The sequence below is a fragment of the Novosphingobium percolationis genome (assembly GCF_020179425.1).
In the GTDB taxonomy this organism is placed as follows: domain Bacteria; phylum Pseudomonadota; class Alphaproteobacteria; order Sphingomonadales; family Sphingomonadaceae; genus Novosphingobium; species Novosphingobium percolationis.
Genome location: NZ_JAILYM010000002.1, coordinates 787779 through 808729 on the forward strand (window position 1 = coordinate 787779; position 20951 = coordinate 808729).

Sequence of the window (20951 nt, forward strand, 5' to 3'; positions counted from 1 at the left end):
AGAGCGCAGCGCATCGCAATCGCACTTCAACGACCTGTGCCGGTTGCTGGGTGTGGACGATCCGATTTCCGCCGATCCCAAGGGCGAGTGGTTCACGTTCGAAAAGGGCGACCAAGACCAGCGGGGGCGAAGGCTGGGCCGATGTGTGGCGCAAGGGGTGCTTCGCCTGGGAATACAAGGGCAAGGCTGCCAATCTGGACAAGGCCTTTGACCAATTGCTGCGCTATTCCATCGCGCTGGAAAGTCCGCCGCTGCTGATCGTGTCGGATATGGACCGCATCCGCATCCACACCAATTGGACGAACACGGTTCAGGCGGTGCACGAAATCGCGCTGGACGACCTGGCCGACGCTGCCAAGCGCGACCTGTTGCGGCAGTGCTTCACCGATCCCGAGGCGCTGCGCCCGACCAAGACGCGCCAGATGCTGACCGAGGAAGCGGCAAAGGAACTTGCAGCGCTGGCGCAGCGGCTGCGCGATCGGGGCCATGAACCGCACACCGTGGCCCACTTCGTCAATCGGCTTGTGTTCTGCATGTTCGCCGAGGATGTGAAGTTACTGCCCAACGACATGTTCACGCGAATGCTGGAAGCCACCCGGGCGCACTCGCATTTTCACGAAGTTTGATCGCTGCGCATGGGCACGTCTCTAGAAGACCGCCCACGTTACACTTCGTCGACGACGTTCCGCACGTTCCCGTTCCCGGCTGGCCTGACCCCCGACATTCCCGCCGCCGACTATGCCGCCGATCCGCGCGCCATCGCCATTGCCGCCGCTGCGGCACGGCTGAACGAATTGCGCGAGAACTGGTTGAACCCGGCGGTGGGAAAGAGCCTGGCCGCTCATGTCTTCGCTGAAATAGCCGACGATCGCCTTTTTCCCTTCGCGGGCTTTAGCTTTCGTGCTGGTTGGCGAAGCGGTGGCGATGTCCTCGGCCAATGCTGGCGCGGCCTTCGCGGCGAGCCGCAGCAGTTCCGCCCTTTACCTCAACAGCGAGGCGGTCATCGCTGATGGCCCCAATGCGCGTCGCCGCATTTACACCCGCATCGGGTTTCGCGGCCGCAATGCCGGTACGGGTGCCGAGGACACCTATGAGCGTGCCCACCACCATGCGGGTGTTCATCCCGCTCACCATCCGCAAGCGCAACGGGCGGCCGAAGATCGTGCCGCCGACGGACATCGTGCCGGACATCGGCGGGGTAGATGCGCATGTGCTGAAGGCGATCGCCAAGGCGTGGGGTTGGCGGCGGAAGCTGGAATCCGGGGCGGCAGCGACCATCCAGGACATTACCGACGCCGAGGGCATATCGGACCGCTACGTCGGGCGCCTGCTGCGACTAGCCTATCTGGCACCAGCCGTGCCGGACAGATTGCTGATCGCTAGCGTGCCGCCGGCGGTTGCGATTAGGGATCTGGCAATGGCGGCCAAACTGCCGTGGGAACACCAGAAAGATAAGATCTTTAACGATACCAAACACGCGCCCTCATAATCTGAGACTGTGAGTACCGCTTCTCGCTTTTATGCCGAAACCTCGATTGCGCCTTCTATTGGGCGATGGGCCTGTATATGGGCCGGAGTGAACTGGATTTTCGGAGGGCTCGGTGGTCACATACACGATTAACGTTGGCGGCATTAACCAGAAGGCGATTGCCGAAGAGGTTGTCAGTTCCGCTGCGCGAGTATTACTCCTAGCAGGGCTTGCTGAGGGCCAGATCGCAGAAATCTTCGAACAAGCAGCACAACAAATCCGTTCTGGAGAGGCAGTCGAACGAGACCAGTCCGATGATCCTGAGGATTACTTCGAAGACGATAGCGAAGACCAAGGAATTTGGGGTATCGCTGAAAAATTTGAGCAGATTAAGCCCGTTAAATCGCTCAGGCGTCTCGGCAAAAGAGCCAATACGGTCAACGATATTGAGGGTTCCGCAACGTTAGCTAAGGCGGTTTCGATTGTCACCGAGGCAGCAGGTCTACGGAAAGAAGCCTTGGATTGGCTGCGGAACGAGGCAAGCAAGGCTGGTATTGAGGTTGTATCAGACCACGACCAATGGACCGAGACCGCGACCGATGAACAACTGGACAACGAGGATAATGTTGTTTTCCTCGATGACTATCGCTGGTCCGGCGACTTTAATTGGCATCTCGTCAGTCAGATAGCTCGATCCCTAGCAGAAACAGGTGACAGAGAAGCACTCTCCAGCTTCAGTGAAGTTTTTCTGGAGGAAGACCTCGCTGTTGAGAGCCAAATCCGTGAAGACGTTGAAAAGGCTCTAGGAGCTGCTGGTCAATACGAGGAATTCCTCGAATACGTACAAAGTCATTCAGGATCCGGCGAACTTGCTCAAGCCGAATTCTTGGACAAGTTCATCCGTGCGTCCGGTTTCTCGAGTGGTACATACACGCTGGAAAGCTGGCTTGAAGGCATGGCGAAACGCGGCGAATTAGAACGCTACAAGCGATCCAACCGTTGGCGGATCATGGTGGGCTAAGGTGTCGAGGGCCGGCCAATTCGTCTATTGGCGGTTCACTCTGGTTCTCTTCAAAGTCCGTGCAGTCTACGAGCCGTGAATCTACCTCCCGTGGGTGTAACACCGAAACGGGAGGCCCCATTGGACTTGCTCATTCTCCTCTCCATTGCCAGCACCATCGCAACGGTGCTGGCAACCATGTGCGCGTTTCTGACTTTCCGGCGCACTCCTAAACCACCTGCGCCGCCGGTTGCCCCGGTGAGCACGACCATTCTCAGGGCGAGGCTATACGAGGATTTGCCGGGTCTGCCGCGCCACCGGCGACGAAAGAGGCACGAGTAATTGCGCCCCACCACGCCCACCTCGGATTCTCCGCCAAGGCGCCTGCCGAGAATGGTGCCAAAAGGTACGGTCGAAGTTGGTCAGAAAAACCGCCGAAATCCGACGTTTTCTGAACCCGAACCTTTTCCGGTGAGGTTCGGGTGAAAAGAGACGAAAGCCGGTCTGAGACCGATTTTGACCGCCCTGGCAGTCTCCGAGGTTCGGTCGCAATCAGCAAAATGGCGCGGAAGCTCGGGATTTTCTGGCCCTGTGAGGCCCATCTCATTGATTTGCATTGAGATGTTGGCAGACCTTGTGCGCCGCGAACCCGAGGTTGTGCCCGGCTATCCCGATCGCATCCTGCCGGTGAACGAAGCGGCGGCGAAGGAACTGGCCAAGCGCACTCTGACCAACCTCTACAACGCGCGCCCCGCCTGGCTGGACCATGCGCACAAAGCCTTGGATGAAGCCGTGGCCGATGCCTATGGCTGGGGCTATGATTTCCGCGCGGGACTGCTGACCGATGACGAAATCTTGGAGAAGCTGTTCGAAATTAACCGGGAGCGGTGTTCGGCCAGTTGATCATCACCGGCCCGGAAACCCGAATGCTTGTCTTGCAGCTGAAGGGCGCAAACCGGGCAATAATTTTTCGGGATAATTTCACCGTCAACCCTTCCCAAGGCCTCGACCCGCAGAAAAGCACGAGTCGTTGCGTTGAACCGATTTTCCGTGCTGTGGATAACTGCATTCGCAAGACTGCAAATGGAAAATTCTTTCGGCCACTACGCAATGTAGGTGCTCTGCGAATTATGCACAGCATCGGTGGACAACGCGCGCGAAACTCTTGCGCGCACGATTATGGTTCCTAATGTTTCCCTTGTTCAAACGAATGAGGGATTCCACATGAACACTTCGCTGAACCACCCTGAACCGCTCGCCTATTCGATCGCCGACGCCGTGCGCGTTTCGGCCATCGGTCGCACCCGCCTTTATGCGCTGATCGGCGAAGGCCGTTTGAAGGCGACGAAGGTGGGCAAGCGCACGCTGATCCCCGCCGCCAGCCTGAAAGCCCTGATTGCGGGCGAGGCATAAACGAAACCCCGACCTGAGGGGCCGGGGCTTCGAGCGACTTAGTTGGCGCTTCATCGCTCGAACGTCCTAACCCCGTTTCAGGTCATCCGTAAACATCGAATGTGACGGCACGTGCCCTGCGTCTGCGGGGCCGACCGATCGCGCTCGCCTTTAGGGCATGACACAATGACGGAGCTTATCCCCAATGCGCACGGCGACCCAGAGGAACCCCGTTCCGAAGCCGCCGTGCCTTCCTCTCACCCGTTGCCGTATCCGGCGCAATTCCTGATCCTGGCGCACTACGTCCGCCCCGAATGGGCCGCGATGCTGGCGGCGCTCGCTTTCGACGGGGGCGCGCGATGATCGACATCGACACCATCCGGCAGGCCAACCCCCTGCCGGACATTGCAGGCAAGCTGGTGCGCTTGCGGCCAGCCGGGCGGGAATGGGTGGCGTGCTGCCCCTTCCATGCCGATCGTTCCCCCAGCTTCACGATCTACCATGATGGCACCCGGTTCCATTGCTTCGGTTGTGGCGCATCGGGCGACGTGCTGGACTTCGTGCAGCGCGCCTATGGGGTGGACCTGATCGACGCGGCGCGAATGCTGGGCGCGGGCGAGGTTCCTGCGCTGGACCTGCCGACGCCGGAATTTTCGGTAGCCGTAAAAGGCGACACGTCAGGCGCGGCGCGGGCGATCTGGCAAAGGGCTGTTCCGGCGGCTGGGACGCTCGCTGAGTCCTATTTGCGATGGCGGGGCATCCTTCCCCCCTATCCGCCCGGTTTGCGCTTCCTGCGGCTTCCCTGCGACGATCTGGGCGCGCTGCCCTGCCTTGTCTGCGCGGTGCAGGATGCGGGCGGCGATGTGACCGGCATTCAGCGTATCTGGCTGGCGCACGACGGCATGGGCAAGGCGGACGTTGCCAAGCCCAAGCGTTCGCTGGGCCATGTGAAGGGCGGCGCGATCCGCCTGGGCCAGCCGGACGGCTCTGGCGTGCTGGCGGTGTGCGAGGGGCCGGAAACGGGCTTGTCGCTCGCCGCGATGCTGGGCGGGGCGGTGTGGGTATCGGCGGGCGCCTCGTTCCTGCCCGCCATGCAGTTTCCCCCCGAGGTGCATTCGATCGTGATCGGCGCGGACAACGACGAAGCCGGGCGCGCAAGCGGCGGGCAAGCGGCGCGTGCCTTTGCCGAACGGGGTTTGAGTGTGCGCGTGATCCATCCGCTGGACGGCTTCAAGGACTTCAACGACGAACTGCGGGGGCGTGCTGATGGCGACCAATGCTAACCTGCGCGAGCGGGTGGAACAGGCCGAACCCTTTAACCCGTGGCTCGATCCGCTGCCGCTGCGCGATGAACTGCCGCCTGTGCTGGCGTTCGAACCGAACCTGTTGCCGGGGCAACTGCAAGCCTGGGTGATGGACATTGCCGAACGGATGAACTGCCCCGCCGATCTGGTTGCCATTCCCGCGATGGTGGCGGCAGGCGCGCTGATCGGGCGCAAGGTGGGCATCCGCCCGCAACGGCGAACCGATTGGCTGGAAGTGGGCAACCTGTGGGGCTGTGTCATTGCCCCGCCTGGCAGCCTGAAAAGCCCTGCGGCTGCGGAGGCGCTGGCACCGATCCGGCGGCTGGAAGCCAAGGCGGCGAAGGCCAACGAAGCGGCGCTTGCAGACTTCAAGGCGGCTGAGACCCTGTTCAAGCTGGAAAAGGACAATGCAGCGGGCGCGGCCAAGGCGGCGCTCAAGGACAAGGACAGGGGCAAGGCTGCGGGACGGGATGCGGCACTCACCATGCTGCGCGCAATTGCGGAGCCTGCCGCCCCGGCGATGAAGCGTTACCTTACCAGCGATGGCACGGCGGAAAAGCTGGGCGAGATTTGCGCCGACAACCCCGATGGCATCCTGGTGCATCGGGATGAATTGCTTTCGCTGTTCGCCGATCTGGACAACCCGGACAAGGCATCGGCGCGCGGCTTCTACCTGACGGGCTGGGGCGGGCAGGACGCGTACACGTTCGATCGCATCATGCGTGGCACGGTGCGCATCAAGGCGGTAAACCTGTCGGTCTGCGGCACGACCCAGCCGAGCCGGATTGCGGGCTATATCCGCGAAAGCCTGCGCAGCTTCGATGACGGCATGGTGCAGCGGTTGCAGTTGCTCGCCTGGCCGGACTTCGGCGGCGAGTTTCGGGAAGTGGACCGCTACCCGGACAGCGAAGCGCGGGCGGCTGCATTCGAGTGCTATTCGGACCTTGCCAGCATGGACGTGCGCGAAATCGGGGCGGTGTGGGAGGAAGCGAGCGGACCCGATGGCGTACCGTACCTGCGCTTTGCCGACGATGCACAGGACGTGTTTTCGGAATGGCGCATGGGCCTGGAGCAACGCTTGCGCGGCGACGAACTGCCGCCTGCGCAGATGGCTCACTTTGCCAAGTATCGCGGGCTTGTTCCGCGCCTGGCGCTGGTGTGCCACCTTGCCAACAATGACTTCGGCCCTGTGTCGGCAAAGGCGATCGGGCAGGCGATCGCCTGGGCGCGCTATCTCGAAAGCCATGCGGTGCGCACCTATTCTTCGCTGGCGATCGACAACGCCGATGCGGCACGCGCAATCTGGCGGCGCATTCGAAAGGGTGATTTGCCCCAGCCGTTCACCGCCCGCGAAATTCAGCAAAAGGGCTGGTCCGGCCTGACCGACAAGGAACGGGTGAAAGCCGGGCTGGACGCCTTGGCCGATGCTTCCTGGTTGCGGGGCGAAAAGGTGGAAACCGGGGGGCGTCCATCCCTTCGCTATCACGTCAATCCGAAGGCGCTGAACGCCTGAAATCTGCCCGGCACCTACCTTCAAAACCTACGAAAGACCCTTTTGCAGGTTTTGGGGGTGCGGGCCGGGCGCATTTCTCCAAATCGAGGTGAAGCATGACGGCACGAAAGACCAAGGCGAATGCGGCGAACGGCAAGCCGATCAACCTGACCCGCAAGGAAGGCGAAAGCGATGGCGAGGCCATTGCGCGCAACATTCTCGGGCCGGGCGCTCGCCACGGTGTCACCCATGCGCAGGTGATGCAGGCGCAAATGGGGAGTCTCGCCAACGCGCCCGACGTGGTGGACTACGCCAAGGCGGTAGAGGGCATTGCCGACAAGGGCGCGGCGGGCGATCTGGACTTTGCGAGCCGACTGCTTGCGGCGCAGGCGGTAACGCTCGATTCGATGTTCACGGAACTGGCCCGGCGCATGGCGCTCAACATGGGCGAACACCTGCACGCAACGGAGATTTACGCGCGCATTGCCCTCAAGGCGCAGGCCAATTCCCGCGCGACGATCGAGGCGCTGGCGAAGCTGCACCAGCCGCGCGAACAGACGGTGCGGCATGTGCACGTCAATGACGGCGGGCAGGCGGTGATTGCCGATCAATTCCACCATCACCAGCACGACGCACAGGGGGGCACAGGAAATGGACAATCAAGCGAACAACCCCATGCACAGGGCGCACCTTGCCCCGCGCTGCCATGCCCGAACCCGATCGGGCCAGCCGTGCCGCTCGCCCGCGATCAAGGGCAAGAGCCGGTGCAGGATGCACGGCGGAAAGGGTAGCGGTGCGCCCGAGGGCAACCGCAACGCCTGGAAGCATGGCGCGCGATCGGCTGGCACACTGGAGACGCTGGCGCTTATCCGCTCTCTAGGGCGCTTGCTAGACGACGGCGAGGCATAGGGCTTTTCGGGAGCCGCACGCGCGGGCGCGCGCGAAGGCCCGAATTGGCATTGCAGGCCTGCTAGGGGGGGCGGTGCAAATCTCTCACGTGCCGATCGGGAAACCGACGCTTCCCCTTCGATCGAACGCTAACACGGATTTTCCGTCGCGTGGGTGCACGCACGATGGCAGGTAGCAACGATGCCCATGCTTACCTTTCTCGCTTCCGCCGCGCTGTGCGCCTCGCCTGCCGTTCATGACGGCGACACGATCCGGTGCGGGGCCGAGCGCATTCGCATTGCCAATATCGACGCACCCGAACTGCCGGATAGTCCCAAATGCCAAGACTACCGGCGAGCCTATGCTTGGTGTGACTACCGCGCTGGCAATCGAGCGCGCATTGCCCTGCAAGGCTTCCTGCGGGGCGGGTCGGTGAAGGTGCAACGCTTGGGGACCGACAAGTATGGCCGGATGCTTGCCCGCGTGACGGTGAACGGCAAGGATGCAGGCGATTATTTGGTGCGGCTGGGTTTGGCGCGGGAGTGGAGGTAGGTGGCGGTCTACCGAAGGCGTGAGACGGCACGCTTCCATTCCCGTTCATCCGGCCACGGCAATTCAAAGTCACCCTGTTTCCATGGCACCAATTCCAGCCGATCGGGTCTGACCTTCCGCTTGTGCTGCGATCCGCATACGCGGCACCAGAAATGCGCCCGAGCGGCGGACAACTGATCGTCCCAACCCCTGCGGTGGAAGTGCCACCATAAGCCATGCGCTTCGAATCGGGCCGAATGTCCGCATCGGCATACCGGCATGAGCGAGCGTTGAAACGTGGCCGCTTCCAGTATGCACGTTGGCACCATGATGCCATCGGTTGACCATCGCACGTCACAGGATCGTTGCAGCCGCTTCACCTGGAGCGGAAAACGGCTCTGCGTGGTTCAGGATAGCGCGGGCCAATTCTAACGCTGCATCCTCGCGCATCCATGGGGTTGGGTCTGAAATGCCGACCCGTGCCCAACCGGGCGCTGTCAGCAGGGCTTCGGCAATCTGCCGCTCTTCGATTCGTGTCACAATCAATTGGAACATTAAGGGAACAAAACTGCAAGGGGCAGAATGCTCACTGTTGACTCTCCATGGCCATAGGCGGACGCTTCGCCCCATGTGCAACCTCTACCGCATGAAAGCCTCTGCGCAGGAAGTGGGCCATTTGTTTGGCGCGGTTCCGGTCGAAGGGGCGAACGTGGGGACCGAGGTTTACCCCGGCTATCCGGGCTTTGTGGTTGCTGGCGGGCAGGTTCGCCGCATGACGTGGGGCTTCCCGCTGGCGCTAAAGGGCAAGCAAGGCCAACCCCTCAAACCCAAGCCGGTGAACAACGCGCGCGAGGACAAGTTGCGCACCTCGTTTTGGCGGGACAGTTTCGAGCGCAGGCGCTGCCTTATTCCTGTAAGTGCGTGGGCCGAGGCCGAGGGCGAAAAGGGCCGCATGACCCGCACATGGTATTCGCTGCCCGGAGAGGAATTGTTTGCTGTGGCAGGGCTATGGAGGCCCACCGCTGAATGGGGCGATGCCTATTCGATGGTTATGGTCGAAGGCTGCCCCAGCATGGCAGATGTTCACGACCGAATGCCGGTTGTGCTTGCAGGCGAGGACCGCGCGCGGTGGTTGAACGGCGATCCGATTGAAGCATTCGCCCTATGCCGGACTTGGGCGAATCCGCTGGCGGTGGACCGCACGCAAGACCGCTGGGCAAGCCGCACGGCCAACGTGGTTCGGTGACGTTCAGCGCCGCTTATTGCCGAGATATTACCGAAACAGGCTGATTGCAGCGAGTGAAGTCGGCATAAGTCACTGATTTATAATGGTGACCCCTACGGGAATCGAACCCGTGTTTCAGCCGTGAGAGTGCCTGGAATATTCACTTTTCAGCCCTTGAGAAAATCCACATAAATCCTTATTTTTCTGATGGTTGGTGCGAAATTTTCCGCATCAGTCCATGTCCGTGCGTACGTGTTTATTCGACGTATAATAGACAAGTTTTGCGGTGAGATCATGTCCAAAACACTCGTCGACCAACCCTTGACCACCCGAGAAGCCAGGAAGCGATTGGCCGCAGGCATGTACTGGCGGAGCATCGATGTCGAAGTCCATCTGGGATACCGCAAAGCCAAACGAGGTGGAATGTGGATTGCGCGCTGGCGAGTGGACAAGAGATATCGTCAGGCCGTCCTCGGGCCGGCAGATGATGCCATTGAGGTTGGCACGCTCGATTATCGTGCAGCGGTCAAGCAGGCCCTTGAGACCGTCGGAACCGCGCGTATTGCCGTCAGGGCGCTGGCTGATGGCCCAGCCCTGACTGTACGTCTGGCTGTTGAGGCGTACATTGCGGTCAGAAATGCGAGGGATAGTCGCAGGGTAGGTCGAGAGACTCGCTCTGACTCGGCTCGGCGATTGGAAAAGTACGTCATTGGCCGCGAAAAATTGCGCAAAGGTGAGGCGGTTGTCGCCTCTCCATTGGCACGTGTTGCCTTGCACGAACTCACTGAGGCCAACCTTAGAGATTGGCGGATCAGTTTACCAAACAGCCTCAAGGCCACGGCCAAGCAGCGGCTCACGAGTGACCTGAAGGCCGCACTGAATGCTGCGTGCGAGCAACATCGTGCCCGCGTGCCCGCAGGTTTGCCAGGCATCATCAAGCTGGGGTTACGGGCGGAACTGGCCGATGAAGATGACGCGGTCCCACTCGCGCGCGAAAATCAAATTCTCTCGGACAGTCAGGTCAGCAGTCTTGTTCAGGCCGCGCGACAGCTTGACGCAGAGCAAGGCTGGGAGGGCGACCTTTTTCGCTTGATAGTCGTCATGGCGGCGACGGGAGCGAGATTCTCTCAGGTAGCGAGATTACGTGTTGTCGATGTCCAGACTGGAGCTGGTCGCTTGATGGTTCCGCCAAGCAGAAAGGGGAGGGGCGTGAAATCCGGGCACACACCGGTGCCGGTCGGAAAGGATGTGCTCGACACGCTCATGCCTATTTTGTCGGGGCGGCCCAAGGCTGCAATTCTCTTCGAGCGTTGGCGGTATGAGCAACAATCAGGCAGTATCCGATGGAGGAAGGCCGCCCGTGGTGCATGGCAGACACCGAGCGAGATTGTGCGGCCGTGGGGCGAAATACGAAAACGCACCGGCTTACCGGACGTTGTCCCATACGCTTTGCGCCATTCCTCCATCGTCCGAGGAATTCGGGCAAACCTGCCATTGCGGTTGGTCGCAGCAATCCATGATACGAGTGTCGTAATGATTGAGCGGCATTACGCCCGCTATATTGCCGACGGGCTTGATGCGCTGGCCGCTAAGGCTGTGGTCCCATTGTTGGCTACCGACGAGACAACCCTCCAAGCCCGCTAAGCGACTACTGGGAAAACGGCCGAATAGACGCGTGAGGCTACCATCCGCGTGGGATGGTAGCCTCGCTCTTTGTAGAGTCACGGTCGGGTGGCTTGCGATGCCGCGCGCCAAGCTTCGCCACTCTGAAGCCTTTGTCGAATGGTAGAACGTAATGGAGTGAGCTGTTGCGCGGGGAAAGGGGGGCATTTAACCAACGGAGACCGTTTCGCATCAGACGGACACTCCCTCGGACTCTATTCTGCCCGAATCCTGCCTTTCATGCGGCTGGCCTGGGCGCGCCAACGTGCGGAATTCTGGGCGGTCCAGCGCTCGCCGGCAACCTCCTCCAGTGTCTCGACGAGGATGTCTAGCGCGTCGTCAAATACAGACTCCGAAATATCGCCGTAGCTGTGATGTTTCGCGACCATTGCGTCTATTGCTTCCAGCGCCCATGGATCGTTCACTTCCAGTGCCGCGAGATATTCGATCATCTCGTTGACCATGGCACCTTGTGTTGCCTGTGGACGATTGAAGCTGTCGCGATGCTCGGGATGGGCCGCGAAGAAGCGTTCGAAGAATATCGGTGTGATGTCGATGTCGGTTTCGGCGACTGCATCCAGCGAGGCGAGGAGCGTGGAAGGGGTCGCCGACATCGTCATTCTTCCGGAGCGATGCGGACGATCAGACCATCATGCTCGTCCGCCAGGATGACTTGGCAGGAAAGGCGCGATTGGTCTGTGCGATGTCCTGATGAATCCAGCAGGTCATTTTCGTCTTCCGAGAAGGCCTTGGCCACGCCCGCGTCTTCCACGTACACGTGGCATGTCGCGCAGGAACAGCAGCCCCCACAAAGGGCCAGTAACTGGTCGAAGCCGCGATCGCGGATTGCCTCCATCAATGAAAGGCCCGCTTCGGCCGAGATGGTGGTGGCGACGTCCTGTCGGTCGACAATGGTGAGCGAAATCATGGAGTAATAACTTTCACGTTCCGTCGGCGCGGCACGCTGACGGCCCTGTTGTGGAATTGGAGGGGGCGATGACGGAGGCCCACTAGCGAGCCTCCGCCAACCGGTTAGCCAACGTCCCAGCGCAGGACGAACGGCTCGCACCCTCCGACGATGCCGCCGCGATGCCGTAGTGTCTGGCCGGGTTCCAGTTCGAAGCGCGGGATGCGCGCGAACCATTCCTCCAGCAGCACCTTCATTTCCATGCGTGCAAGGAACTGGCCGGGGCAGGTGTGATTGCCGCTGCCGAATGCCATGTGATTGCGTACCTTGCGATCGAGATCGTACTTGAGCGGATCGGCGTTCATTTCGGGGTTGAGCGCATACAGCTCGGTCGGCGCGACGATCATGTCGCCCCGTGCCAGCGTGACGCCGTCGACTTCAACGTCGGCCACCACTTCGCGGGCGGAAGAAACCAGCGGCAGGCGCCGCAGGCATTCGTTGATCGCCGCATGGTGCAGATCATGGTTGGCGGCAAGGCGGGCCTGGACCTCGGGTGCCTGTGCCAGCAGCCGCATCGTGAAGCTCATGAAGTTCACGACCGTGTCCAGTCCACCGACCAGCACCTGTATGGCCAGGCGCGCGGCTTCGCTTTCTGTCATCGGGCGGCCGTTCACTTCGCTGGTGGCGATGTGGGTCAGCAGGTCGTTACCACCCTTGGCCTTCCGCTCCTCGATGATCGGATGGACGTAGGCCTTGAAAGCTTCGGTCGCTTGCGCTGGGGTGATGCTGCCATCTGGACGCGTGAACTGGTCGGCCAGATGCTTCAACTTGGGCAGGTGCTCTACCGGAAGATCGACCAACTGCATGAACACGCGCAGCGGCAGTTCTTCGGCGAATTCATGCACGAAGTCGCAGCGGCCGTTGGCGACGAAACTTTCAATCAGGTCGACCGTCAGCTTGCGCACCTTCGGCTCAAGCGGGTGGATAGCCGACCCGTAGAGTTTGTCGTTCAGCACCTTGCGGAAAGGGCGGTGTTCTGGCGGATCGAGCGAGAGGGGAATGAAGTCGCCGTAGGCCTCGCCCGCGGTGCTCTTGGGCACCAGCACGACTCGGCTGGAAAACCGCGTGGCGTCTGAATAGACTTGGTTGATGAGATCGGGCGACAGCGCAATCCAGTGGCCCTCGTTATAAGGCGTCCAGACGACCTCGTGCGGCGTGGAATCCCGAAGCTGGGTCCATGCGACGTGCAGGTCGTGCTGACCATGGAACGGATTGTAGATATCGAAATCCACGATCCGGTCCTGCGGCACCCCGGCTGGTGGCCGGGCGAGCGTTGCGGCTTCGGACATGTCAGACCTCCGACTTCGCAACGGCGCCCGACGGCAGCTTCGGCGCGATTTCCTGCGCCAGACGACGCATCGATTCGTTCCAGGGCGTGGGATTGTCGATGTAGTCGTAGCTGTAGAGCAACAGGGTACCGAACCCGCCGCCAAGGCCGTCGAACCACTTTTCGAACTTCTCCTGTACCGTTTCAGGCGAGCCGACTATCCAGAAGTGATCGGCGAGGAATTCGGGCGTCACGTCCGAAACCGAAAGACCGGTGCCTTCGGTCATGGCTTCGGCAATGCCAAAGGCATGATAGGTTGGCAGCAGGTATTCCTTCCAAGCGCGGCCCATGCCTCCTTCCAGCGCCAGCTTGCGGGCTTCGGCGTCGGTATCGGCAATGAACACGTCACGCACCACGCGGTGCATCGCGCGATTGCCGGGGCGGCCGGCGTCGGCAGCGGACTTGGCGTAGATGTCAAAGTGGTCGATAAGGGCCGAGTTGCTCGAAAACACCGAGCAGGGCGAATAGCCATGCGCGCCGGCATAGCGGATCGACGGCGAATTGGGGCTGAGGCCGGTCATGGCCATCGGCATCGAGCCGCCCCACGGCTTCTGATCTCGCACAGGGTGGGCGGCATCGCCTTCCGGAAGGCCGGCGTTCCAGAATTCACCTTCATAATCGAAGGCTTCACCCTTCCACACCATTTCCATGATCTTGACCGATTCCGTCATCATCCGGTGGTTCTTGGAAAGATCCTTGAGTCCGCGAAGACGCGCGTCGCCCGGATAGGCGCCCGGTGCCACGCCCATCTGGTAACGGCCCTTGAGGATGTGGCTGAGCCAGGCGGCCTGTGCGGCCAGCGTGGCCGGGTGGTAGTAGGGCAGAAGGTGTGCCAGCGGACCGAGCTTGATGCGTTCGGTCTGGCGCGCTGCGGCGGCGATAACCAGCTCAGGATTGGGGATAGCTTCCCAGTTCAGGGTGATGTGCTCACCAATCCAGTATTCGCTGAAGCCCACCTGATCGGCGGTGACCGCTTGTGCGACGGCCCAGTCGAACACTTCCGACGGGGTGCGCTCGGGCGGGAGGAACGGGGTCTGAAACATACCGACTTCCATGGCATCTCACTCCATTTTTGCGTTTCTGTGGTGGCCGTGAATTATTACACGTGTGCGATTTGTAGCTTGATCCTGGTCAATAATCTACCATTTTTCGAAAAAGATTCGGCAAAAAATAGCACGGGTGTGATAGGAATTGACATCTCTGGCGGTCGTCCTACTCGGAGGACATGGCATCCACGATCGTCCGATCCAGAAAAACCAAGCCCTTGGCGAGTGGTACGCGCGAACGCCTCATCCTTGAGGCGGAAACGCTGTTCGGTGAACGCGGCATCGATGGCGTGACCATGCGCATGATATGCGAGGCTGCAGACCAGAAGTTTGCGGGCTCGGTGCAGTACCATTTCGGCGACCAGCTCGGCTTGCTTTACGCCGTGTTCGAATACCGCGAGGATCAGCTTCAGCCCCAGCGCAAGGCGTTGCTGGATGAGGGGCGCAAGACGGGGCAGCTGGACAATGTGCGCTACTTGCTGCGCATTCTGTTCGAACCGAATTTTCGCATGTACGAAGACCACGGCGTCATTTCCTACATGCGCTGCCATGCGGCCTATCTGGCGACACACCGCCCGCGCGGCGTCGACCACCCGGTCGACCGCGACAGTCCGGCAACGCAGATTCTGCGCGAGGCGATGCTGCTGCTTGAAAAACGGTTGTCTGCAATGGGGCCGCAGCTTGCGGCGTTTCGTCTGGAATGCGTGGGAGCGATGTTCCTGCAGGGGATGACGCAGTATGCGTCCGGTCCGGGGCACTCGGGCATGACGCCGCGGCAGTTCTTCGATGACATGCTCGATATGATGACGCATGCCATCTCCGTCCTGCCGCGTCCTCGTTAGGCAGCGCCAAACAGTTTTGGGATCAACTCGAGTTCGTCGCCGGTCCAGTTGATGTCGAGATAGTTGCCCAACGACCTGATCCTTTCGGCGTGATCGCGCAGGTCTTCGGGTGCATGGTGCGGATCGAACCAGCCTTCGCCCACAACGAAGCCAACGCGGGCCACCTTGCCCGATGAACTGCTGAAGATTTCGCCGTTGATCGCGGTGGAACGGTGCGCCAGCCACAGTACCGTCGGTGCTACCGCTTCCGGCGGCCCCATAGGAACCCGGCCCGCGCGAATGTCCTCGCGCCAGTCTTCGCCTTCGGCTTCCTTGCCACCGAAAAAGGCATCGCGGTTCATGCGCGTGACCGCCATGGGCGCGACAGCGTTGACTGTGATGCCGGTCTCCCCCGCTTCCTGCGCCAGGCACTTGGTCAAACCCGCCACGCCCAGCTTGGCTGCGCCATAATGCGCCAGCGTCTCGTTGCCTCCAAAGCCTGCGTTAGAGGTCGTATTGACGATGCGTCCGTACCCTTGCGCCGCCATGTGCGGCCACACAGCGCGGCACATGAAAAACGCGCCGTCCAGCGTGACCGACTGCATGGTGCGCCACGCTTCGTCGGTCAGGCTGCTCAGTGGCGCAAAGCTGATGATTCCCGCGTTATTGATCAGCACCGTGACCTTGCCAAACGCGGCGATGCCGGCTGCGATAACTGCTTCTGCGCCACCCGGTTCTGTGATCGAATGGGTGTCGGCTACGGCTCGTCCGCCGGCTGCCTTGATTTCGGCCACAACGCGTTTCGCGACAGGCGTTACGGTGCCGCTGCCATCGGCTGCCGTCCCGATATCGTTGACCACCACCGCGGCACCTCGCGCGGCGAAGGCGAGCGCATATTCGCGCCCCAGCCCGCGCCCCGCGCCGGTGATGACAACGACGTCATCGTCGAATCGCATCTCAGCCATGACGCTCGCCCTCAGACCGGGATTTCGAATAGCCCGGCCGACCCCATGCCGCCGGCGACGCACATGGAAACCACCGCATAGCGTGCTCCGCGCCGACGCGCTTCGATCAGAGCGTGTCCGGTAAGGCGGCTGCCTGTCATGCCGAAGGGGTGGCCGATGGCGATGCCGCCGCCATTCACGTTGAGCCTCGCCGGATCGATGCCCAGCTTGTCGCGGCAATACAGCGCCTGGCTGGCAAAGGCTTCGTTGATTTCCCACAGTCCGATGTCGTCGACCGAAAGACCCGCGCGTTCCAGCAGCTTGGGAATGGCAAAGACCGGGCCAATGCCCATTTCCTCGGGCGCGCAGCCGACCGACTGGAAGCCCCGGAAGAGGCCGAGGATCGGCAGTCCCTCGCGCTCGGCGGTGGCGCGGTCCATCAGCACCTGGGCAGAGGCCCCATCGGACAGTTGGCTGGCGTTGCCAGCGGTCACGAACTTGCCTTCCTTGACGATCTGCCCGTCCTTCCACACCGGCTTCAGTTTTGCGAGGCCTTCCAACGTGGTGTCGGCACGGATTCCCTCGTCGCTGGTGAGTGTAACGGTTTCCGAGCCCGAGACCGTGCCGTCCTTTTCGATGATGTTCTTTTCGACGGTGATGGGCGCGATTTCGTCTGTCAGGCGGCCCTCGCGGGTCGCGGCGGCGGCGCGCACGTGGCTTTCGACTGAGAATTCGTCCTGCGCCTCACGCGAGATGCCATAGCGTTCGGCGACGATCTCTGCTGTCTCGATCATGGCCATGTAGGCGTGGGGAGCGCCTGCCAGCACTTCGGCCGGCTGCGCGCGGTATGTCGGCGTATGGGCATTACGGGTGTGGGTGATCGATTCCGCACCGCCAGCAAGACCTGCTTCGATGTCGCCTGCGATGATCGCGCGGGCGATGTAGGCCAGCGTGGTGAGCCCCGATCCGCACTTGCGATCCAGCGTGGTGCCGGGGATCGAGAGCGGCAGGCCCGCCGCGAAGATCGCGGTGCGCGCAAGGTTGGACCCTTGCGTGCCCCATTGGGTGCCAACGCCGATAGCGGCATCCTCGATCCGCGCGGGGTCGATCCCGGCGCGTTCGATTGCGGCGTTCATCACGTGTGCGGTCATGCGGGGGGCATCGGTGTTGTTGAACGCGCCCTTGAAGGCGCGGGCGACGCCGGTGCGGGCGGTGGAAACAATAACAGCTTCACGCATTCTGAAATGTCCTGCGGTTTTCATGGAGAAAGGCGAGCGCTTCGCTCACGAAACGCTCGTGGAATTCGTGGTGGAGCCAGTGGCTGCCGCCGGCGAAATGGCTGATCGCGTGGTTCTTCAGATGCGCGAGTCGCGCCGGACCGGGGAGGGGCACCCAGCTTGCATCGCCATAGGCAAGCAGGACAGGGCAGGCCACGGCGTCGAGAAGCTGATCGAGATCGGTTCCGTGCTGATCTTCAGGGGCTCGGCGTTTCACGCGGGGATCGAACTTCCAACGCCAGCCTTTGCCGAGGTCGAACGCCACGGCATGACGGGCAAGCTCGCCGATGATTTCCGGCGAAAGCGTGGGTTGTTCGCGCTGCATGCGGGCGCTGGCGTCGTCGACCGTGGCATAGTGGCGCATATCACGTCCTGCGGCAGCCTGCCGGCGTTCGATCCATTGCCGCAAACGCACAGGGTAAGGCGTCGGCTGAGCGGCTTCGTCGCGCTGAATTGGCAACTCGATGCACTCGATCCCGATGAAGACCTTGACCTGATCCGGGTAGGCCGATGCAACCCTCAGCCCGATGGCGCCGCCAAGCGAATGACCGATAATCGCATAGCGCTTCAGCGCGAGTGCCTCGGCGATGTCAGCAATATCGGCAACATAGGCGGACAAGGCATAGCCATCGGAATCAGCCCAATCGCTGTCGCCGTGTCCGCGCAGGTCAGGAACGATCACGCGGTATTCCGCTGCCAGCGCGTGGGCAACGCGATCCCAGCTACGGCTGTGATCGCGCATGCCGTGGATCAGGATGACCGCCGGCGCGCTTTCTTCCCCCCACGTCGTGACGTTGAGGCGGCGGCCATCGATAAAAACAGTGTGGCTGGATGGCGATCCGCTCATGCGACGGCCGGCGTGGCGAGGCGGGCGCGCAACGCCCGTCGCAGGATCTTGCCCGTGGGCCCCTTGGGCAATTCGTCGAGAAGATGGATTGCACAGGGGCGCTTGTAGCTGGCCAGCAAGATTTCGCAGCTTGCATTGATGGCACTTGGGCTGACCGATGCTCCCGGCTGCAGCGCGACGAAGGCGACAGGCACTTCGCCAAGTACTTCATCGGCCTGTGCCACCACGGCGACTTCCGCCACGCCGTCAATCGCGTAAATCGCTTCTTCGATGTCGGCAGGATAAATGTTCTGCCCACCCCGGATGATGACGTCCTTCTTTCGGTCGACGATGTACGCGTAGCCATCCTCGTCAATATACCCGATATCGCCGGTACGGAGCCATCCGTCCTGGAGTGCCTGGGCCGTATCTTGCGGGGCGTTGAAGTACCCGGCCATGACATTCGGTCCCCGTACGACCAACTCGCCGGTAGCCCCGGCGGGCAAGGTCGCGCCCGCATCGTCCATTACGGCAAGATCGATGCCCGGGAGAACGCGTCCGATGGTTCGTCCGTGGGTGAGTTCCCCCCGTCCATCGCAAGTCACCTCATGCAGGGTCACCAGCGCGGCGCCTTCCGTCAGGCCATAGCCCGTCAAAATTCGGGCATCGGCGCTGGTCGCGGTCAGGACCCTTTGCAACAGCGGTGCCGGAACCGGTGCACCGCCGGTCATGATCAGCCGCAGGGTGTGCAGCCCGCCTTGCCGCAGACCGGGAAAATCGACGATCTTCTGGAGCATCGTTGGCACAGCGGGCATGAATGTGCAGCCGGAACGCTGGATGGCGTCGATGCACTTTCCCGCGTCGAAGCGTGGCAGCAGGATTAGCCTTGCACCGCTGACCAGCATGGCATTGATGCACTGATTTAGGCCGAACGTGTTATATAGCGGCAAGGCGCACAGGATGACGTCTTCAGACGTCAAGCCGAGCCAACCCGGTGTCGCATCATAGTTGGCGGCAAGGTTGGCTGCCGTCAGCATCACGCCCTTCGATTTGCCCGTTGTGGCGCTGGTGTTCAGCAGCATGGCAATGTCAGTGGCAGCAACCGGCTGTGCATCCAGAACCGGTTCCGCTCCAGCGACCGCAGCATCGAGTGACGAGAACCCTGCGCTATCCTCTGTCGTGCCGCACAGGATAGCGCTGCGCAGAGAGTTTGCCGAATTTCGGACAGATTGCGGCAGCCGGTCGCTCAGGTCGGCATGCAGCACCACATATTCCAGCGAGCAGCTTTCGATGGCGTGGGCCAATTCTCCCGGGCGATAGTAGATATTGAGCGGCGAGATCGTTGCGCCCACCAAGTGCAATGCCTGCTGGACCACGATGAACTGCGGCTCGGCCGGCATCATCACGCCAACGCGTGAACCATGGCCCACACCCAGTGCCCGCAATCCGCCTGCTGTCGCGCGGACCATGTCCGCCAGCTCGGCAAAGCTGATGCGTCGCTTGCCATATTCGATGGCGATGCGATTGCCGCCGCTCCGGGCTTGTGACAGCAAGTGCTTCGCCCGGTTATATTCAGTCTCTCTCGTCATGTGACACCGTTGCATGCTTTTGATTGGTGAGATCGGAGATCCGGTAAAAACGAGCAGCCGTTCCAGAAAACAGCTCGCCACGTTCATCCGGCGACGCCGATGAGGTCAGCCGCTTGAAGGCGTTCCAAAGCGCGCGGTACGTATACATGGCCTTGTCGACCGGGAAATTGCTCTCGAACATGCAGCGCCGCGCGCCAAACAGCTCGATGCAGGTTTCGACATAAGGCCGCCAGGCTTCGGCTAGGACGTCCGAAGCGGGCGGGCGAGCTGCCTCGTGCCAACGGGCACCGCATACGATCATGCCGAATCCGCCGATCTTCACGGACACGTTGTCGCGCCGCGCCAGTTCGGCAATGTCCTTGCGCCACTGCGCCAGCAGTTCAGCTTCGCGGCCTTCATAAAGGCCTACGCCAAGAATGCAGCCGATATGGTCGAGCACGATCGGCAGGCCGGGCATGGCGTCGGCCATCTCCGTTAGCTCCGTGATCTGGCAGTTGTAGAGCATCGCATCGTAACTGAGCCCCATCCGCTGCATGGCGCGTAATCCGGCGCGATAGTTCTTGTCCGCGAGAAGGGCGGGAGGTGCGGGGCGCAGCACGACACCATCGGGAAAATTCGGATCACGCGAAACGCTGTGCCGAATACCGCGCAACGCGCCATCAGCCGCAGCCTCATGGGCAAGCAGCACCTCCTCGACGCGGTCGCCCAGGGTGAGGTCCGCATGAGCGACGATCGCGGCAGCAATCCGGGGAAGCCCCAATGCCGCGGCCTGTCGCGCTATCGCGGTGACCTTCTCGGTCTCGCCGACGGGAGCAAGATGGGCGGGGCCGGTGGAGCGATAGCCATAGTGCGCCTGTACGAACACCGTTGCCTTCACGTTGTGGCCGCTGTCGAGATCCTCAGCGATCTGTTCGAGCAGGTAAGGGTGCCCGTCCTGCTCCCACAAGTGATGATGCGAATCCACTATCGCGAGGTTTCTGTCGAGCACGGGCTCGCCTGTCAGTGCCAGCCATTCAGGGTTTGGCGGCGGATAGCGATATCGCCCCGTCACATCGAGTCCCATCAATCCGCTCCCAACGTCATTCTGATCCGATAATGTTTCGGGGAAACAGAAAATGCAACCCTCCAGATACCGCTTGATGCCGGGTTTCTCGTAAGAATGTTCCGTCACATCGATTTTTGAATCCGATAA

General features: G+C 61.5%; 25 protein-coding genes. 15 read left to right on the forward strand and 10 right to left on the reverse strand.

Going from position 1 to position 20951, the window contains the following annotated elements:
• Nucleotides 1-50: 50 nt before the first annotated feature.
• The 12 genes from K3A84_RS08180 (at nt 51) to K3A84_RS08230 (ending at nt 8096) form a co-directional block, all read left to right on the forward strand.
• Complete coding sequence (locus tag K3A84_RS08180) at nt 51-626, forward strand: type IIL restriction-modification enzyme MmeI (protein WP_404823121.1); 576 nt, start codon at nt 51-53, stop codon at nt 624-626.
• Between the two features lie 9 nt (nt 627-635).
• Entirely contained in the window at nt 636-1010 is a 375-nt protein-coding gene (locus K3A84_RS08185) for a hypothetical protein (protein ID WP_225008826.1), read from the forward strand.
• A gap of 80 nt (nt 1011-1090) precedes the next feature.
• A complete protein-coding gene (locus tag K3A84_RS08190; RefSeq protein ID WP_225008827.1) occupies nt 1091-1489 on the forward strand; it encodes a hypothetical protein in 399 nt (132 codons plus the stop codon).
• A 112-nt stretch (nt 1490-1601) separates the two neighbouring features.
• Nucleotides 1602-2489, forward strand: a complete 888-nt coding sequence (locus tag K3A84_RS08195) for a hypothetical protein (protein WP_225008828.1) — start codon at nt 1602-1604, stop codon at nt 2487-2489.
• 600 nt (nt 2490-3089) lie between these two features.
• Nucleotides 3090-3371: a hypothetical protein gene (locus K3A84_RS08200; RefSeq protein ID WP_225008829.1), complete on the forward strand. Its 282-nt coding sequence runs from the start codon at nt 3090-3092 to the stop codon at nt 3369-3371.
• A gap of 321 nt (nt 3372-3692) precedes the next feature.
• A complete protein-coding gene (locus K3A84_RS08205) occupies nt 3693-3881 on the forward strand; it encodes a helix-turn-helix domain-containing protein (RefSeq protein WP_225008830.1) in 189 nt (62 codons plus the stop codon).
• Nucleotides 3882-4046: 165 nt separating this feature from the next.
• Nucleotides 4047-4223 (forward strand): hypothetical protein, encoded by a 177-nt coding sequence (locus tag K3A84_RS08210; protein WP_225008831.1) that lies wholly within the window; start codon nt 4047-4049, stop codon nt 4221-4223.
• Nucleotides 4220-5143 (forward strand): DUF7146 domain-containing protein, encoded by a 924-nt coding sequence (locus tag K3A84_RS08215; protein ID WP_225008832.1) that lies wholly within the window; start codon nt 4220-4222, stop codon nt 5141-5143. The genes K3A84_RS08210 and K3A84_RS08215 overlap by 4 nt, the downstream gene beginning before the upstream one ends.
• Nucleotides 5127-6677 (forward strand): YfjI family protein, encoded by a 1551-nt coding sequence (locus K3A84_RS08220; RefSeq protein ID WP_225008833.1) that lies wholly within the window; start codon nt 5127-5129, stop codon nt 6675-6677. Before K3A84_RS08215 ends, K3A84_RS08220 begins: the two co-directional genes overlap by 17 nt.
• A gap of 95 nt (nt 6678-6772) precedes the next feature.
• Nucleotides 6773-7447: a helix-turn-helix domain-containing protein gene (locus K3A84_RS08225; RefSeq protein WP_225008834.1), complete on the forward strand. Its 675-nt coding sequence runs from the start codon at nt 6773-6775 to the stop codon at nt 7445-7447.
• Nucleotides 7404-7565 (forward strand): hypothetical protein, encoded by a 162-nt coding sequence (locus tag K3A84_RS20620; RefSeq protein WP_404823127.1) that lies wholly within the window; start codon nt 7404-7406, stop codon nt 7563-7565. The genes K3A84_RS08225 and K3A84_RS20620 overlap by 44 nt, the downstream gene beginning before the upstream one ends.
• A 180-nt stretch (nt 7566-7745) precedes the next feature.
• Nucleotides 7746-8096 (forward strand): thermonuclease family protein, encoded by a 351-nt coding sequence (locus K3A84_RS08230; protein ID WP_225008835.1) that lies wholly within the window; start codon nt 7746-7748, stop codon nt 8094-8096.
• A gap of 333 nt (nt 8097-8429) precedes the next feature.
• Here K3A84_RS08230 and K3A84_RS20520 read toward each other — a convergent pair whose 3' ends face one another.
• Nucleotides 8430-8705 carry a DUF6771 family protein gene (locus tag K3A84_RS20520; RefSeq protein WP_318248291.1) on the reverse strand — a complete coding sequence of 92 codons (276 nt, stop codon included), beginning with the start codon at nt 8703-8705 and terminating at the stop codon, nt 8430-8432.
• Between K3A84_RS20520 and K3A84_RS08235 the strand changes: the two genes are divergently transcribed.
• Nucleotides 8704-9321, forward strand: coding sequence for an SOS response-associated peptidase (locus tag K3A84_RS08235; protein WP_225008836.1), 618 nt, complete (start codon nt 8704-8706; stop codon nt 9319-9321). The two genes, K3A84_RS20520 and K3A84_RS08235, sit on opposite strands and share 2 nt — an antisense overlap.
• Nucleotides 9322-9507: 186 nt before the next feature.
• A complete protein-coding gene (locus tag K3A84_RS08240; RefSeq protein ID WP_225008837.1) occupies nt 9508-10944 on the forward strand; it encodes a tyrosine-type recombinase/integrase in 1437 nt (478 codons plus the stop codon).
• Between the two features lie 233 nt (nt 10945-11177).
• Here K3A84_RS08240 and K3A84_RS08245 read toward each other — a convergent pair whose 3' ends face one another.
• From K3A84_RS08245 to K3A84_RS08260, 4 genes are all read right to left on the reverse strand, one after another.
• Nucleotides 11178-11576, reverse strand: a complete 399-nt coding sequence (locus K3A84_RS08245; protein WP_225008838.1) for a globin — start codon at nt 11574-11576, stop codon at nt 11178-11180.
• Nucleotides 11577-11578: 2 nt separating this feature from the next.
• The gene (locus K3A84_RS08250; RefSeq protein WP_225008839.1) at nt 11579-11890 is read right to left on the reverse strand and encodes a 2Fe-2S iron-sulfur cluster-binding protein; all 312 of its coding nucleotides are present in this window, start codon (nt 11888-11890) and stop codon (nt 11579-11581) included.
• Nucleotides 11891-11994: 104 nt separating this feature from the next.
• Entirely contained in the window at nt 11995-13218 is a 1224-nt protein-coding gene (locus K3A84_RS08255) for a cytochrome P450 (RefSeq protein WP_225008840.1), read from the reverse strand.
• A gap of 1 nt (nt 13219) precedes the next feature.
• Complete coding sequence (locus K3A84_RS08260) at nt 13220-14311, reverse strand: LLM class flavin-dependent oxidoreductase (protein WP_225008841.1); 1092 nt, start codon at nt 14309-14311, stop codon at nt 13220-13222.
• A 170-nt stretch (nt 14312-14481) separates the two neighbouring features.
• On the opposite strand from K3A84_RS08260, the gene K3A84_RS08265 reads away from it, so the two are divergent.
• Nucleotides 14482-15144: a TetR/AcrR family transcriptional regulator gene (locus K3A84_RS08265; RefSeq protein WP_225008842.1), complete on the forward strand. Its 663-nt coding sequence runs from the start codon at nt 14482-14484 to the stop codon at nt 15142-15144.
• Here K3A84_RS08265 and K3A84_RS08270 read toward each other — a convergent pair.
• From K3A84_RS08270 to K3A84_RS08290, 5 genes are read right to left on the reverse strand one after another with little or no spacing between them, the layout of a single operon-like run.
• Nucleotides 15141-16088, reverse strand: a complete 948-nt coding sequence (locus K3A84_RS08270) for an SDR family NAD(P)-dependent oxidoreductase (RefSeq protein ID WP_225008843.1) — start codon at nt 16086-16088, stop codon at nt 15141-15143. The genes K3A84_RS08265 and K3A84_RS08270 overlap by 4 nt on opposite strands.
• A gap of 11 nt (nt 16089-16099) precedes the next feature.
• Entirely contained in the window at nt 16100-17305 is a 1206-nt protein-coding gene (locus tag K3A84_RS08275) for a thiolase family protein (RefSeq protein WP_225008844.1), read from the reverse strand.
• Nucleotides 17298-18191, reverse strand: a complete 894-nt coding sequence (locus K3A84_RS08280) for an alpha/beta fold hydrolase (protein ID WP_225008845.1) — start codon at nt 18189-18191, stop codon at nt 17298-17300. The genes K3A84_RS08275 and K3A84_RS08280 overlap by 8 nt, the downstream gene beginning before the upstream one ends.
• Nucleotides 18188-19846 carry a class I adenylate-forming enzyme family protein gene (locus tag K3A84_RS08285; RefSeq protein ID WP_225008846.1) on the reverse strand — a complete coding sequence of 553 codons (1659 nt, stop codon included), beginning with the start codon at nt 19844-19846 and terminating at the stop codon, nt 18188-18190. Before K3A84_RS08285 ends, K3A84_RS08280 begins: the two co-directional genes overlap by 4 nt.
• A complete protein-coding gene (locus K3A84_RS08290; RefSeq protein WP_225008847.1) occupies nt 19743-20822 on the reverse strand; it encodes an amidohydrolase family protein in 1080 nt (359 codons plus the stop codon). Before K3A84_RS08290 ends, K3A84_RS08285 begins: the two co-directional genes overlap by 104 nt.
• Nucleotides 20823-20951: the final 129 nt, after the last annotated feature.

Bases quoted from the DNA above. Each gene is read 5' to 3' on its own strand.
- K3A84_RS08185 (WP_225008826.1), top strand. From the start codon at position 636: ATGGGCACGTCTCTAGAAGACCGCCCACGTTACACTTCGTCGACGACG.
- K3A84_RS08190 (WP_225008827.1), top strand. From the start codon at position 1,091: ATGAGCGTGCCCACCACCATGCGGGTGTTCATCCCGCTCACCATCCGC.
- K3A84_RS08200 (WP_225008829.1), top strand. From the start codon at position 3,090: ATGTTGGCAGACCTTGTGCGCCGCGAACCCGAGGTTGTGCCCGGCTAT.
- K3A84_RS08205 (WP_225008830.1), top strand. From the start codon at position 3,693: ATGAACACTTCGCTGAACCACCCTGAACCGCTCGCCTATTCGATCGCC.
- K3A84_RS08210 (WP_225008831.1), top strand. From the start codon at position 4,047: ATGACGGAGCTTATCCCCAATGCGCACGGCGACCCAGAGGAACCCCGT.
- K3A84_RS08215 (WP_225008832.1), top strand. From the start codon at position 4,220: ATGATCGACATCGACACCATCCGGCAGGCCAACCCCCTGCCGGACATT.
- K3A84_RS08220 (WP_225008833.1), top strand. From the start codon at position 5,127: ATGGCGACCAATGCTAACCTGCGCGAGCGGGTGGAACAGGCCGAACCC.
- K3A84_RS08225 (WP_225008834.1), top strand. From the start codon at position 6,773: ATGACGGCACGAAAGACCAAGGCGAATGCGGCGAACGGCAAGCCGATC.
- K3A84_RS08230 (WP_225008835.1), top strand. From the start codon at position 7,746: ATGCCCATGCTTACCTTTCTCGCTTCCGCCGCGCTGTGCGCCTCGCCT.
- K3A84_RS08235 (WP_225008836.1), top strand. From the start codon at position 8,704: ATGTGCAACCTCTACCGCATGAAAGCCTCTGCGCAGGAAGTGGGCCAT.
- K3A84_RS20520 (WP_318248291.1), bottom strand. From the start codon at position 8,705: ATGGGGCGAAGCGTCCGCCTATGGCCATGGAGAGTCAACAGTGAGCAT.
- K3A84_RS08240 (WP_225008837.1), top strand. From the start codon at position 9,508: ATGGTTGGTGCGAAATTTTCCGCATCAGTCCATGTCCGTGCGTACGTG.
- K3A84_RS08245 (WP_225008838.1), bottom strand. From the start codon at position 11,576: ATGTCGGCGACCCCTTCCACGCTCCTCGCCTCGCTGGATGCAGTCGCC.
- K3A84_RS08250 (WP_225008839.1), bottom strand. From the start codon at position 11,890: ATGATTTCGCTCACCATTGTCGACCGACAGGACGTCGCCACCACCATC.
- K3A84_RS08255 (WP_225008840.1), bottom strand. From the start codon at position 13,218: ATGTCCGAAGCCGCAACGCTCGCCCGGCCACCAGCCGGGGTGCCGCAG.
- K3A84_RS08260 (WP_225008841.1), bottom strand. From the start codon at position 14,311: ATGGAAGTCGGTATGTTTCAGACCCCGTTCCTCCCGCCCGAGCGCACC.
- K3A84_RS08265 (WP_225008842.1), top strand. From the start codon at position 14,482: ATGGCATCCACGATCGTCCGATCCAGAAAAACCAAGCCCTTGGCGAGT.
- K3A84_RS08270 (WP_225008843.1), bottom strand. From the start codon at position 16,088: ATGGCTGAGATGCGATTCGACGATGACGTCGTTGTCATCACCGGCGCG.
- K3A84_RS08275 (WP_225008844.1), bottom strand. From the start codon at position 17,305: ATGCGTGAAGCTGTTATTGTTTCCACCGCCCGCACCGGCGTCGCCCGC.
- K3A84_RS08280 (WP_225008845.1), bottom strand. From the start codon at position 18,191: ATGAGCGGATCGCCATCCAGCCACACTGTTTTTATCGATGGCCGCCGC.
- K3A84_RS08285 (WP_225008846.1), bottom strand. From the start codon at position 19,846: ATGAACGTGGCGAGCTGTTTTCTGGAACGGCTGCTCGTTTTTACCGGA.
- K3A84_RS08290 (WP_225008847.1), bottom strand. From the start codon at position 20,822: ATGGGACTCGATGTGACGGGGCGATATCGCTATCCGCCGCCAAACCCT.